The 12,555-nt window shown below is 74.9% G+C and carries 14 protein-coding genes; 2 read left to right on the top strand and 12 right to left on the bottom strand.

Annotation, left to right across the window (positions count from 1 at the left end; translation table 11 throughout):
* Together RM479_RS22480 and RM479_RS22475 are read left to right on the top strand one after the other, a co-directional pair.
* The coding region (locus tag RM479_RS22480; protein WP_311513742.1) for an ADP-ribosyltransferase at window positions 1–1,162 on the top strand (1,162 nt) is incomplete at its 5' end.
* Window positions 1,163–1,296: 134 nt separating this feature from the next.
* Complete coding sequence (locus RM479_RS22475) at window positions 1,297–1,647, top strand: hypothetical protein (protein ID WP_311513741.1); 351 nt, start codon at window positions 1,297–1,299, stop codon at window positions 1,645–1,647.
* 90 nt (window positions 1,648–1,737) lie between these two features.
* Here the strand turns inward: RM479_RS22475 and RM479_RS22470 are convergent, their stop codons facing one another.
* The 12 genes from RM479_RS22470 to RM479_RS22415 are packed head-to-tail and all read right to left on the bottom strand — an operon-like array spanning window position 1,738 to window position 12,463.
* Window positions 1,738–5,106 (bottom strand): OmpA family protein, encoded by a 3,369-nt coding sequence (locus RM479_RS22470; protein ID WP_311513740.1) that lies wholly within the window; start codon window positions 5,104–5,106, stop codon window positions 1,738–1,740.
* 19 nt (window positions 5,107–5,125) lie between these two features.
* Entirely contained in the window at window positions 5,126–5,536 is a 411-nt protein-coding gene (locus RM479_RS22465) for a TadE/TadG family type IV pilus assembly protein (RefSeq protein WP_274809619.1), read from the bottom strand.
* Window positions 5,533–5,943, bottom strand: a complete 411-nt coding sequence (locus tag RM479_RS22460) for a TadE/TadG family type IV pilus assembly protein (RefSeq protein ID WP_311513739.1) — start codon at window positions 5,941–5,943, stop codon at window positions 5,533–5,535. The genes RM479_RS22465 and RM479_RS22460 overlap by 4 nt, the downstream gene beginning before the upstream one ends.
* A complete protein-coding gene (locus RM479_RS22455) occupies window positions 5,940–6,302 on the bottom strand; it encodes a TadE/TadG family type IV pilus assembly protein (RefSeq protein ID WP_311513738.1) in 363 nt (120 codons plus the stop codon). Before RM479_RS22455 ends, RM479_RS22460 begins: the two co-directional genes overlap by 4 nt.
* 9 nt (window positions 6,303–6,311) lie before the next feature.
* Window positions 6,312–6,527: a hypothetical protein gene (locus tag RM479_RS22450; RefSeq protein WP_311513737.1), complete on the bottom strand. Its 216-nt coding sequence runs from the start codon at window positions 6,525–6,527 to the stop codon at window positions 6,312–6,314.
* 25 nt (window positions 6,528–6,552) lie between these two features.
* A complete protein-coding gene (locus RM479_RS22445; RefSeq protein ID WP_311513736.1) occupies window positions 6,553–7,446 on the bottom strand; it encodes a type II secretion system F family protein in 894 nt (297 codons plus the stop codon).
* Complete coding sequence (locus RM479_RS22440; RefSeq protein ID WP_311513735.1) at window positions 7,443–8,291, bottom strand: type II secretion system F family protein; 849 nt, start codon at window positions 8,289–8,291, stop codon at window positions 7,443–7,445. Before RM479_RS22440 ends, RM479_RS22445 begins: the two co-directional genes overlap by 4 nt.
* Window positions 8,288–9,646, bottom strand: a complete 1,359-nt coding sequence (locus RM479_RS22435) for a CpaF family protein (RefSeq protein ID WP_311513734.1) — start codon at window positions 9,644–9,646, stop codon at window positions 8,288–8,290. The genes RM479_RS22440 and RM479_RS22435 overlap by 4 nt, the downstream gene beginning before the upstream one ends.
* Window positions 9,643–10,389: a hypothetical protein gene (locus RM479_RS22430; protein ID WP_311513733.1), complete on the bottom strand. Its 747-nt coding sequence runs from the start codon at window positions 10,387–10,389 to the stop codon at window positions 9,643–9,645. The genes RM479_RS22435 and RM479_RS22430 overlap by 4 nt, the downstream gene beginning before the upstream one ends.
* Window positions 10,389–11,060 (bottom strand): SAF domain-containing protein, encoded by a 672-nt coding sequence (locus tag RM479_RS22425; protein ID WP_274809627.1) that lies wholly within the window; start codon window positions 11,058–11,060, stop codon window positions 10,389–10,391. Before RM479_RS22425 ends, RM479_RS22430 begins: the two co-directional genes overlap by 1 nt.
* A gap of 24 nt (window positions 11,061–11,084) precedes the next feature.
* Entirely contained in the window at window positions 11,085–11,957 is an 873-nt protein-coding gene (locus tag RM479_RS22420; protein WP_311513732.1) for a hypothetical protein, read from the bottom strand.
* Window positions 11,951–12,463 (bottom strand): hypothetical protein, encoded by a 513-nt coding sequence (locus RM479_RS22415; protein WP_311513731.1) that lies wholly within the window; start codon window positions 12,461–12,463, stop codon window positions 11,951–11,953. The genes RM479_RS22420 and RM479_RS22415 overlap by 7 nt, the downstream gene beginning before the upstream one ends.
* Window positions 12,464–12,555 lie beyond the last annotated feature (92 nt).

Raw genomic sequence — 12,555 nt, 5'->3', positions numbered from 1 at the left:
CCTCCCCCCCGCCCCTCGGGAGACCGAGGTACCCGGTACCGAGGACACCACCGCCCGCACCGGAACCACCCCCGACGCCTTCTCGCGCGACACGGGCCCGACCGACGAGGCGGCGTCGTCCGAGATCCCCGACCACGGTCTGGGACGGCGGGACTCCGCGGGGATCCTCCGGTTCCCCTCCGAAGCCGACGTCCTCCCCTACGGCCGGCTCCTGCACGACCCCGGCTTCAACGCCAACACCTACGACGCGCTCCCGCCTCGGACGCGCAGATTCATCGACGCCTACACGGCCGAGAGCTGGATCGCCGAGTTCTCCCGTCTGCGGCCACTGGACGAGGCCACCGTCCAGGCCGAACTCGACCGGCGGCGGGAGGAGAGCCGCGCGCACCCCGGCTGGACCCTCTACGAGATCAACGGCGGCCGGTGGCCGGCCCTGGAGATCCTGCCGCGGCTCCTGGACGGCGGGACGCTCACCCCGGAACAGGAGGCGGTCGTCAGGAGCGTCGTCGACGCCCCCCATCCCGACGTCGCCCTGGAGAACCTCCGGAGCCGCGCGGGCGGCGCGGGCCTGATCGCCGACACACTCCCCGACAAGAGGGGACGCGGGAGCTACCCCGACGCGCGGGACGTCCTGAACATCATCGACCACCTGGACCGCGCCACCGGGCAGAGCCTGCCGGAGGGGGTCGAGGCGGTACGGGGGGTGTTCGGTTTCGAGCACCTGGCCCCGGGCGGCACGACCGACCCCGCGTCCCTGATCGGTCGAACCTTCACGGATCCGGGCTACATGTCCGTCTCCCTGGGCGCCCGTCCCGGCGCGGCGGGCGGTTCCCCGACCGATCTCATCCGCTTCTCCCTGCCGCCGGGCACGCGGGGCCTGTGGGTGGGCGACCGGAGCCTGCACCCCGGCGAGCGCGAGATCATCCTCGCCCGGGGAGCCTCCTACCGGATCCTCTCCGTCGAACCGTGGGGCCGGGGGTACGTCCTGCACGCCGAGATCATCCCCGCGGGGCACACCTCGGAGGCCGTCGGCGGGCTCCCCGGCCCGACCGCGTCGACGGCCGACCCCTCCGCCGAAACGGACGGGGAGGTCGGGCGGTCCCGGCAGGAGAAGCTGAACGCCGCGTTCTCCGACGTCCTGAGCCCTCCCCGGGGCACCTGACGCGCGTCCCCCCGTGTACACCCGACCGTCAACGGGCCCACGCGTTCCCTTCACCCTCCGCCGCTAGAACGTGGAGGGAGCACGGACGCGCCGGGTCCCCGCCGGGGCGGCGCCACGCACGGCAGGGGAGGACGATGACGTACGACAGGCTGACGGTGAACCCCGAGGAGATGGCCCGAGCCGGGGAGGCCCTGCGCGAACCCGGCCAGATGATCCGGAAGGCGTTCACGCGCCTGGTCTCGGAACGTGGCGAGCTGAGGAGGGTCTGGGGGTCCGGCGACGAGATCTCGGACTCGCTCAACAAGAACCTCACGCCCCGGGTGGACATGCTGGACCAGTTCGGCGAGGCGCTGGTCGTCGCCTTCGACCGCACCGCGGACGAGGTGATGCGGTCGGCCCGCAACTACCAGGTCTCCGACGAGGAGGCCTTCGACATCAGCAACACCCTCGACCTCCCGACGGGGCCCGGCGGCGGACGACGCTGACCCGGCCGTACGGAAGGCTCACGCGGGCGACCCACGCGCGGATGCGCGTGGGTCGCCCGCGTCATCGGGCGGGGACCCGACAGGCCGCGCTCAGTCCTCTTCTCTAGGCCTCCACGCCCGCCCCCGACCGGCCTTACGCGGCTTGGCGGGCTGTGGGCGCTCGGAGGGCGGGGCCTCCTCCTGGCCGACCAGGACCTGTGCGGCGACGGCGGCTCGGGCCTGCTGCTGTGCCCGCCGGGTCGCGCCGGTGTCCTTGGGCGGCTGGGCCGCGCGTGGCCGCACGGGATCGCGGGTCGACCGCTCCCCCTGTTCCGGCACCGTCGGCCGGTCCACGCGGACCACGCGGACCCGTCCGGCCTTGCGGCCCGGCACGCGCTCGTGGCGGACCTTCGTCTCCCCGCCGTTCGGGGTGTTCGCCTTCGGTGCCCGCCGGGCGCCGGCGGCGTTCCGCGCCGCCGCCGCCGGGGCCGCGGGGCGTGCGGCGCCCTTGCGCCGCGCGGCGGTCGCGGCCCGGTCCTCCTCGGTCAGGGCGGCCAGGAAGCCCTCCGAGGTCGGGTTCGCGACCGGCTCCGAGGCGGGCTCCGTACCCGGGCCGGCGGCGTCGTCGGAGTCCGAGGCGCGCGCGGTGGTGTCCGCACCGGCCGCCGTGTCCGCGGACGGGGCCGCCGTGTCGCCCGTACCGACGGCGTCCTCGGGCTCCCGGGCGGGAGTGCCCCGGTCACCGTCGCGGTGGGCACCGGACTCACCCGACAGATCGGCGAACGGGCCGGCGGCGTGCTCCGCGCCCGAGTCGGCCTCCGCCGGGGTGGCCTCCGCCGAGGCCGCGGCGCGGTCCTCGTCCCGGTCACCGGCGGCGGCGTTCCCCACGGGCACGATCGGCGCGGCGGTCTCCCCAGCGGAGTCCGCCGGGGAGGGCGCGGAGGCGGTGACCTCGACGGGCGGCTCCGCGACCGGGGCCGCGGCACGCTCCGCGTCGGTGTCCGTGAGGGGGTCACCGGAACCCGTACCGGGCGCGGCGGCGGATCCCTCGACGGTCGGGTCCGCGACCGGATCGGCCGCGACACCGGAACCCGCGAGGGCCTCGGCGGCCGTCTCCTCCTCCGCCGACGGGGCGGCGGTGTTCTCCGCGCCGGTGGCGTCACCGGGCTCCCGGACGCGGGCGGCCTCCTCCTCGGCGCCGCGAGCGGTCTCCTCCTCGGCGGCGGCGCCCCACTCCTCCCCGGACAGGTCGGTGACCGGGGCCTCGGCACGCTCGGTGCCCGTGCCGACCGCGACACCGCCCGGGGTCGTGGAGGACGCGTCGCCGTCCACGGTCCCCTCCCGGTCAGCGACCGGCGCGGCGGTCGGGGTCTCGTCCCACCAGGAGTCGTCGTGGTCGTCGACCACGGCCGCCTCCCGCGCGCCCGTGCCGGTGGCGGTGTCCGCGTCCTGCCCGTGGACCCCGCGGAAGACGGCGTCGACGGACACCCCGTCGTCCGGTGCCGTCCGGTGCTCCCCCTCGCGGTCGCGGTCCGCGGCGGCGTCGGTGTCCTCGTCCCACGTCGCCTCGCGCCCGCCCGACCACGTCTCCTCGTCGCCGAAGCCGTCGTCGGCGAAGGACTCGGACTCCTCGTCCCAGGCGCGGGTGAGCCGATCCCAGACGGCGTCGTCGCCGACCGGGGTGAAGGCGTCGTCATCGTCCCAGTCCTCGGCGACGAGCACGGGGCGCTCGCGCTCCGCTTCCCACGCCTCGGTGTCGCGTCGTGAGGAAGGCCGTTCCGGTCGCTCCGACAGCGCGTGGTCCGCCTCGTGGTAGGCGAGGACGGCCTCGTGGACCTCCTCCGGGGTCGATCCCGCCCAGGAGCAGTGGAACAGGGTGGAGAGCGGCTGACTGGTCTGCGAGATCAGCCCGTCGAGGTCGACCACGCAGTTGCCGCCCAGCGGCCAGCTGCCCAGGATGACGGCGGTGACGCCGCGGTGCTGACCGTGCAGCAGCAGCCCGGACAGCGCGTGCTCGTGCTGGGGGTCGGGCGAGGTGATCAGGGCGAGCGGCGCCCGTTCCTCCTCGGCCATGGCGTGCAGCTCCGAGGCCAGGACCGACAACGCGTCCTGCATCGTGGGCACCATGGTGACCGGCTCGCACGGCCGCTCGCGCAGCAGGTCACGGCCGGTCTCGCCGAGCAGCCGAACGGCCTCGCGCTCGGTGATGAGGACGCGCACCGCGAGGGGCTCGAACGGGTCCAGGGCGTTGGCGATGAGGCGGCGGGCCGCGGCGTCGGCGCCCTTGCCGGTGAGGCCCAGGCCGGGGACGTGGTCGAGTTCGACGGTCACGCGCTCGTCGATCTCGTCGTCGGGGACGGGGCGCGCGGGCGGCGACGTCAGCTCCAGGCGGCGCGGGCGGCCGGTGAGCAGACGCGGCCGGGGCAGGCTGAGCGCCATCCTCGGCACGAAGGAGCCGCGCCTGCCCAGCAGGTAGCCCCCGGCGAGACCGGCGAAGCCCACGGCCCCGGCGACGGCGCCGTCGGGGATCTGTAGGACGACGACCCGGGGGCCGTCCTGGCCGTCCTCGGTGACGGCGGAGGCGTTCTCCACGGTGACGACGGGCGGTTCGGCCTCCTCCTCCGGGACCTCCGCCGGGGCGGCGGCCTCCTCGGGGGCACCGTCATCCCCGCTCTCCTGCTGCGGCGCGGGCGCCGGGGCGGGGGCCAGGGTGTAGGCGATCTCGACGCGGCGCTGGCTCTCCGGCGGCCCCTCGACCGGCTGGTCGGAGCCCACGCCCCGCACGTCCGTGTCGGGGGCGTCCTCGCCCAGGGACTCCTCCAGGTAGTCGGCGACGGCCCGCGCCCGCTCCTCGGACAGCTCCTGGTTGCGGTCGGGGTCGCCGCTGGGGTCGGTGTGGCCCGTGATCTCGACGGGGACGTCCTCGTCCCAGTGGTCCCCGAGCATCTCCACGGTGGGCGCGAGGTCGTCGCGCATCCGCTCGGTCAGCTCGGCGGACCCCAGCTCGAACCCGCTGACGGTGCGGGTCCGCTCGACGGACCCTTCACCGCGGTCTCCGGTCGGGGCGGACGGGACGCCGTCCTCCCGGGCCGCGCCGCTCTCCTCCTCCCCGCGGTCCACCGCCTCCTCGACGGTGTCGGCGAAGGCGGCGGCGGGGGTGACCGCGGTGGCGGCCACCGCGGTCGCGGCCACCGCCTGGAGCGGACCGAGGGGGCGCAGCCGCAGGGGCACGCCCCGGAGCCGGGCCGTGATCTCGGCCGCCATCGCCAGGGCGAACAGGCCCCACAGCACCCACAGGGCCGAGATCAGCGCGGCGGTCGGCACGCCCGGGGGCAGGCGCCGACCCCGCAGGTGCGCCATGGCGACGTCCCACGAGGGGGGAAGCTCCGGCCAGGGGACGTACCACAGGAGCACGTAGGGGATACCGACCAGGAAGGCGAGCGCGAACACGGCCGCGCCCAGCCTGCTCAGAGGATGCATCTCCGCCTCACAAAGGGTGTCAAGGGGTCGCCTGCGTGTAGGGGCGTGCGGTGGCCGTCGTCTCGACGGTCGTCGATCCCGCCGGGATCAGGGTGAACGAGTAGGGGAGCGTGCAGGTCACGGTCACGGAGTCCCCGCTCACGGTGACCGTTCCGGTGGCCCCGGCCGCGGCGAGGAAGGCCTGGGCCGCGGCGACGGCCGCGGAGCCGTCCAAGGGCACCTCCTGGGCCCCTTCGCGGTAGGCGTCCCAGTCGATCTGCTGGACGCCCACGCGCGCGGCCTCCTGGGCGAGCGTCGCCGTCTGGCGGCGGGCCTGGAGCAGTTCCCCTCCCTCGTAGACGAGACCCAGGCACACGATGAAGCTCAGGGCCATGATGGCGACGAAGGCGGTGACCTGTCCGCGATCGTCGGTGGCGTCGGTGGTCTTCACAGGGTCCCCCTGAAGGTGTCCACGGCGACCGTCGAGCCGCCTTCGACGTCGAGGCTTCCGGGGAAGGCCACACCGAGCAGGTCGGAGAAGGAGACCGTGCACCGCACGGACACGGTGACCGCCCCGCCGGGGACGAGCCCGCCGTGGTCGACGGTGGTGCCGTGGTCGACGCACGCCAGGCCCTGTTCCCGGAGGGTGGCGGCGGCGATCGCCGTACCCGTCGCGGAGGCCGCCGGGGCGGTGCGCTCCAGGGAGGCGGCGCGGGCGGCGGAGTGGGCGACCTCGTCCACGGTGGCCCGGGCGTCGACGACGCGTCCGGCGAACACCATGAGCATCGCGAAGAGCAACAGGCCCGGCGCGACGATGGCCAGTTCCACCGACGCCGAGCCGCGGTCGCGGGTCGTCACGGGGCCTCACCTCCGGGGACGTAGCGTTCGACGGGGGCGACCGACACGTGCTCCACCGGCCAGGAGAGGCCGGGGATGACGCTGGGGACGTGGCCGGTCACGGTCACGCGGACCTCCTCGGCGCCGCGGTCCACGGCGACGTTCACGTCGGTCAGGACGGAGCCGGCCGGCGGGCCCACCGGGGTGGACCCGCCGTCGACGGTGCGCGACTGCTCGGCCGTCCGGCGGGCGAGGTCGGCCGCGACGTGGTCGCCGTGCATCCACAGGGCGGCCTGGACGACCAGCATGACGAGGAGGAGCAGCGCGGGGGCGGCGATCGCCATCTCGGTGCTGCCCCTGTCGTCTCGAAGCTGTCGCAACGGTGATCCCTACTCGACGCCGGTGCCGCCGCCGGTGCCGCCGCCTGCGCCGGGGGTGCCGATCTGGCCGATGTAATCGGTGGCGACGCCTCTGATGGCGGCCACGGCGAGCAGGGCGATGCCGACCAGGACGGCGGTGATGATGACCGTCTCGGTGGAGTAGCCGTCGTCGTCGCGGGACGTCAGAGCGTGGTGGACGCGCAGGTACAGTTCGGTCAGTTTCATGTCGTTCTCCTAGGAGGATGCGAGGTCAGGTACCGAAGAGGATGAGGCTCATGGCCGGGTAGCCCAGCAGGAGGAGGAAACCGGCGAAGAGGAGGACGACCGGCAGGCTCATCCGCTCGGTGGCGGACTGGGCCTCGGCCTCCATCTCCGCGAGGAACTGCACGCGCAGCGTCCTGGCCTTGGCCGCCAGCGAGGTGCGGACCCGCGCGCCGTCGGCGCCGGCCAGTTGCAGGCTGGCGGCCAGCTCGGTGAACTCCGGGGTGTCGTAGCGCTCCCCGAGGTCGTGCAGGGCCCGCCAGATGGGGACGCGCAGGAGGGAGGACTCCCGCAGCGTCTCCCGGATGGTGGCCATCGCCCACCCCCCGCCGTGGGCGGAGGCGTCGGTGAGGGCGCCGTTGACACCGGCACCGCCGGCGAGGGACACCACCACGAGGTCGGCGAAGCCCGACAGGGTCCGGCGCATCTCCTCGCGGCGCTTGCCGGCCTCGTCGTTGAGGGACAGGTCCGGCGCGAACCACATGACCGCGGCGAAGATCGCCCAGGCGGCGATGGACACGACCGCTCCGGGCAGCGCGCCGAAGGAGGCCAGGAGCATCCCCGCCACCGGCGGGAACAGCGCTCCCATGAGCACGCCCGAGGCCTTCTCGGCGAGGTAGCCGCCGGGGTCGCGGTCGCACAGGCGCAGGTTCCTGCTCGCACGGGGGCCGGGGAGGCCGGCCGCGCTGAGCAGGGGAATGCCGACCCTGCCCATCCGGGTGAGCAGACCGCCCTCGGAGGGGCGCAGGCCGAGCCGGACCGGGGGCCGGGGGTCGGAGAGTCGTTCGGCCAGCGAGGGGCGGGCCCAGCGCGCCGCGGCCAGGGCCCACAGGGCCAGGCCGAGGGCGGCGCCCGCGACGGCGGCCGCGGTCAGAGGGCTCACAGCGCGGCCTCCTTGGTCGGGGCGGGCGCGAGCACTCGCGGCCCGAGGGAGAAGCGGGACATGCGCGTCATCCACACCACCGCGGTGGCCCACAACGCCCCGATGACCGCCAGGAAGACCTGGCCGAGGAAGCCGTCGAACGGTTCGAGGTAGGCGGGGTTGAACACGAGCATGAACGCCGCCATGCCGAGGGTGACCCCCATGATGATGCGCGAGGACGTGCGCAGCCGGGCGCGGCCGGCGGACACCTTGACCAGCATGGCGGCCTGGTCACGGGCCGATTCGGACAGCGCGCCGAGCAGGACGCCCAGGTCGGTGGCGTGGCGGGTGGTGGCGGTGGCCAGGGCGGAGGCGACGAGGTCGGCCGTGGGGTTGTCGACGGTCTCGGCGAAGGTGTGCAGGGCGTCCCGGGGGTCCCGGCCGCCGCGCAGGTCCTCCGAGAGGCGCACCACGGCGTCGCGCAGGGGCTCGGGGGCGATGGAGGCGGTGGCCGCGATGGCCTGGTTGAGGCCCGAGGAGCCGGCCATGAGGTCGCGCAGCATCTCGGTCCAGGAGGCGACCGCCTCGATGCCGGCGACCTGCTCCCGGTGCTCCCCGTCGCCGCCCAGGAGTAGTGGAGCCCACCAGACGGCGGCGGCTCCGAGCGCACCCGCCACGGGCCAGCCCGTGAGGAGCCACAGCGCGCAGCCGACGACGATCGCGACGACGACCTTGCTCGGACGGGGCAGGGGCCCGGCCCTGCGGGACCGGAGGGAGCCGCGCACGATCGGGGCGATCCACACGACCAGGAGGAAGACGCCGAGACCGGCGACGCCGCCGGCGATGGCGAGGAGGATCGTGTTCATCGGGACCATCCCGGGACCTCCGTCTGGAGCACGAGGGGGTCGAAGCCGTGGTCGGCGAGCGCGTCGAGCGTGTCGGGGCTCGGCGGGGCCGCGGGCAGTCGTCCCTGGCGGGCGGAGTAGCGGTAGATCTCGTTGGAGACCACGTTCTGTCCCTCGGCGCCCACGACCTCACGCACGCTCGTGACCCGGCGCCCACCGGTGGGCAGGGCCGAGACGTGCACGACCAGGTGCACGGCGGAGGCCACGAGCGAGGCCGTCGCCTCCAGCGGCAGGCGCTCGGCGGACTGGGCGGCGTAGGCCCCCAGCTTGGTGAAGGCGCCGGCGGAGTTGGCCGCGTGCAGGGTGGTGAGGCTGCCGTCGTTGCCCTGGCTCATGGCGTTGAGCAGGGGGACGGTCTCGCTGCCGCGGGTCTCCCCCACGATGACCCGGTCGGGGGACATGCGCAGGGCGGTGCGGACCAGGTCGGCGATGGTGATCTCGCCGACGCCCTCGATGTTGGCGGGGCGGGCCTGGAGCGCGACGCAGTCGGGGTGGGCCTCGCGATCCCGGTCCAGACCGAGTTCGTAGACGTCCTCGATGGTGACGAGGCGTTCCATGGTCGGGATCTCCGAGGCCAGGGCGCGCAGCAGTGTCGTCTTGCCGGCGCCGGTGCCGCCGGTGACGACCATGTTGCGGCGGGCGGCGACGGCGGCGCGGAAGAGCGAGACCAGGACGTCGTCGAGCGTGCCGAGTTCCTGGAGGCGGCGCAGCGACGAGTGGGTGTACCGGTGGCGGCGGATGGAGACCGAGGGCTGCCGGGAGACCTCCATGACCGCGTTGAGTCGCTCGCCGCCGGAGAGCTGGAGGTCGAGGATGGGAGCCCCGGGGTCGAAGCGGCGCTCACCGGAGGCCGAGTCGGCGGCCAGGCGGCGCACCAGGGCGATCACGTCCTCACCGCTCTTGAACAGTCCGGCGTGCAGGCGGCGGCTGCCGTCCGAGAGTCGCACCCACGCGTCGACGCCGTTGATGTTGATGTTCTCGATCTCGGGATCGTCCAGGAGGGGCTGGAGCGGTCCGACGCCGGTGACCTGGGCCAGCGCGGCGGCGGCGATCGCGGCCTCGGATTCGGAGGACAGCAGTGCGCGGCCCTCGGCCAGGGCGCGCCGGGCGGCCTCGTCGAGGATGTTGGCGATGATCCGCTCGGCGCGGGCCCGGTGCTGACCGGGCGTGTCCGGTTCGGCGCCGCGCGTCTCGTCGCTGATCCGCTGGGCCGCCTCGCCGGACACCCAGGACACCCACTGGGCCTGGATCCGGTCGGCCTCGGAGTCCAGGAACCGGTTGTCGGTCAGACCGTCGAAGTCGTCGGGCGCGCTCATGCGATCACCCCCGGCGGGAGGGGCGCGTACACCAGGCGTTCGGGCGCCGACGCGACGATGTCGCGGGCCAGCCGGTCGACCGCCTTGAAGAGCGGTCGGCGCTGAGGTCGTCTGATCTCGCGCTCCCCGCGCAGGAAGGCGGCCGAGCGGGCGTCCTCGGGCACCCGGCCCCAGACGGCGGAGCCGAGGGCGCCCACGATCTCGCCCGTACCTCCGCGTCCGCCGGAGACGACCACCTTGAGGTCGCGGGTCGGGAAGGCCGGGGAGAGCAGGTGCTCCCGGGCGCGACGCAGCTCGGTGAGCCGCTCGGAGACGACGAGCACGGCGTGGTCCGCCTGCGCCGCCAGGGTGCGCGCCGGGGAGGACGGGGACAGGCGTCCCAGGTCCAGGACGACCACGGGCGCCGATATCCCGGTGAGGACGCGGTGGTTCTGGCCGATGAGGCGGACCGCGCCCTCGGCGGGGTCGCCGGTGACGGGGGCCGGACTCACCCGCAGTCCGCCGGGCAGGTCCCGGGTGTGGGCGTCGGGGTCGGCGCCGGACCCCTTGCGGGTGGCGGCGGCCAGGCTGGTGAGACCGGGTTCGGTCGGGATCCGGCGCCAGACGGCGATGGCCCCGCCGTGGGGGTCGGCCTCCACGAGGACCCCCGGTGACCCGCCCGGCCAGACCGCGGCCAGGGCCATGCCCAGGCTGGTCACGCCGGGCGCCCCGCCGAGGGAGAAGACGGCGACGGTGCGCGTCATCACGCGCCCCCGCGCGGGTGGACCTGGACGAGGCTGATCCGGCCCGCGGAGGAGGCCGAGGCGATCCGGGCGGCGTCGGCCGACGAGACCAGGAGCTCGACGACGATGGCACCCTCGACCCCGGGGTCGGGGGTGAGGCTGCGCACCAGCGCGAGGTAGGCCTGGGGTCCGGCCTCACTCTGCTCCTCACCGTTGACGACCACCGACACGGCGGCGCCCGATCCGAGGGAGGAGGGGTAGTTGCCGGCGGTCAGGACGGCGCCGACCAGCGCGCGCTCGGCCTCGGGGAACTCGGCGTCGGCGCCCAGCGCGCTCTCCGGCAGGACCCCGCCCTCGGAGACGGGGAGGGTGAGGGTCTGTCCGACGACCTCCTCCAGGCGGGAGGCCGCCACGAAGGAGATGTCGGCGGAGACGCTCATGTCGGAGACGCGCAGGTCGTCCATGGTGAGAACGTGCCCGGCGGGCAGGTCGGCGTCGGCGACGACGATGCCGGTGCGGTCGTCGAGGCGTTCCAGGGCGATGACCCCGCTGAGCGCGCCCGCCGTCGTCAGCGTCAGGGCCAGGACCAGCCACCGCCAGCGCTTGCCGCCTCCGCCGGAGAGCCGCACAGCGGGGGTGTGCTGCGTCTGTCGGCCCGCCCCGGGGGGCGGGGCCGTCGTCGTCTCGACCACGTCTGTCTCAGTTCTTCTCGGTGGTTACTGGGTGTCGGTGACGAGTCCGTGCGATTCACGGACGGTGAGGTCGACCTCGGAGGTGCTGGTGAGCTGTTCGAGGGTGCCGCTCTCGCCGCCGGAGAAGCTCCACTCGGTGTCCCAGAGCACGCGGACGGTGACCGTGTGGGCGCCCTCGGCCGCCGTGTCGGAGGCGGAGGTGTAGACGTGTCCGCAGTCCGGGGAGGCCGAGGCGGCGTCGTGCGTCGACGCGTCGAACGGCGTGCCGGGGCCCTCGCACTCCACGGTGGAGCCGTCGCCCATGGTCCAGGCGGTACGGGCGGGGGTCGCCGACACGGTGAGGGACGTGGAGCCGAGCTGGGCGGAGACGGACTCGGCGTCCCAGTCCTCGGGCTCGACCCACAGCCACAGCGGGGTGTTGACCAACACGAGGGAGTCGGTGCCCGGGGAGGTGGCGATCTTCGGCTCGGGGAGTTCGAAGGAGGCCATGGCCTCCTCCAGGGCGGTGAGGGGATCGGTGCCCTCCTCGCCCTCGGCCGCCTCGGCGAAGATGGCGTCCCAGTCCATGGAGTCCCAGTCGATCTGGCTCCAGTCGATGGCGTCCCAGTCGATGGCGTCCCAGTCGACGTCGTCGTACTCGCCCGAACCGGTGCCGCCGCCGGTTCCACCGGATCCGCCGGCGCCACCGGTACCGCCGGTGCCGGGCGTGCCCGGGGTCCCGCCGTGCTCCAGGAGCCAGCGCAGCAGGATCTGGCAGCCGTTGCCACCGGAGGTCCCGCACTGGACGCTGCCGAGGAAGGAGCCGTCGTCGGCGTGGGCGGCCGGTGCGGCGCCCACGGTGGCGAACACCAGCACGGCCGCGACCGCGGTCGCCGCGGGGGGTAGGGGTCTCAGCATGATCCGGCCTCCCAGATGCGCAGTTCGGACACGCGCCAGGCGAGTCCGTCGTGGATGAGCGTGGCGTCCACCCGGCGGGGTGCCGCCGTTCCCCCGGCCCCGCCCGTCCCCCAGGCGGAGTCGTCCACGCAGTCGTCGACGATCGCGCGTTCGGGGCTCTCGACGCTGACGGTGGGGTCGAGGACGGGCTCGCCCTCGGTCGCGCCGCCCGCGGCCGCGTCGGCCAGCGCCGCCCGCATGAGTTCGCGGGCGCCGTCGACCGCGTGGTCGTCCAGGGCCCGTGAGGCGTCCTCGTCGCCCCGGGAGGCCGCCACCACGGCGTCCCACATGCCGGTGTAGGCGGCCAGGACGGCCTCCTCGTCACCGGACGCGGACGCGGACGCGGCGGGACGCGGCTCGGTGTCCTCGGGGGGGCCGCCGTCCCCGGCACCGGGGTCGGAACAGCCCGCGGTGGCCGCGAGCAGGACGCAGGCGGCGATCGCCAGGCGGGGCGAGCCGGAACTCATCGCGGCTGCTTCCCTTCGATGTGCTCCGTCCGGGCGGGACGGGGGTGCGGGGGACGGACACCGGGACGGGTCCGTGGAGGGAACGAAGGTCG

Origin of the sequence: Nocardiopsis lambiniae (assembly GCF_031845465.1) — a bacterium.
GTDB classification, from domain to species: domain Bacteria; phylum Actinomycetota; class Actinomycetes; order Streptosporangiales; family Streptosporangiaceae; genus Nocardiopsis; species Nocardiopsis lambiniae.
The sequence above is the reverse complement of the archived record's forward strand: the minus strand, read 5'-3'. Positions and strand labels throughout refer to the sequence as shown.

Excerpts from the sequence above, each read along its gene's own strand:
- RM479_RS22475 (WP_311513741.1), top strand. The coding sequence starts at position 1,297 with ATGACGTACGACAGGCTGACGGTGAACCCCGAGGAGATGGCCCGAGCC.
- RM479_RS22470 (WP_311513740.1), bottom strand. The coding sequence starts at position 5,106 with ATGCATCCTCTGAGCAGGCTGGGCGCGGCCGTGTTCGCGCTCGCCTTC.
- RM479_RS22450 (WP_311513737.1), bottom strand. The coding sequence starts at position 6,527 with ATGAAACTGACCGAACTGTACCTGCGCGTCCACCACGCTCTGACGTCC.
- RM479_RS22440 (WP_311513735.1), bottom strand. The coding sequence starts at position 8,291 with ATGAACACGATCCTCCTCGCCATCGCCGGCGGCGTCGCCGGTCTCGGC.
- RM479_RS22435 (WP_311513734.1), bottom strand. The coding sequence starts at position 9,646 with ATGAGCGCGCCCGACGACTTCGACGGTCTGACCGACAACCGGTTCCTG.
- RM479_RS22430 (WP_311513733.1), bottom strand. The coding sequence starts at position 10,389 with ATGACGCGCACCGTCGCCGTCTTCTCCCTCGGCGGGGCGCCCGGCGTG.
- RM479_RS22420 (WP_311513732.1), bottom strand. The coding sequence starts at position 11,957 with ATGCTGAGACCCCTACCCCCCGCGGCGACCGCGGTCGCGGCCGTGCTG.
- RM479_RS22415 (WP_311513731.1), bottom strand. The coding sequence starts at position 12,463 with ATGAGTTCCGGCTCGCCCCGCCTGGCGATCGCCGCCTGCGTCCTGCTC.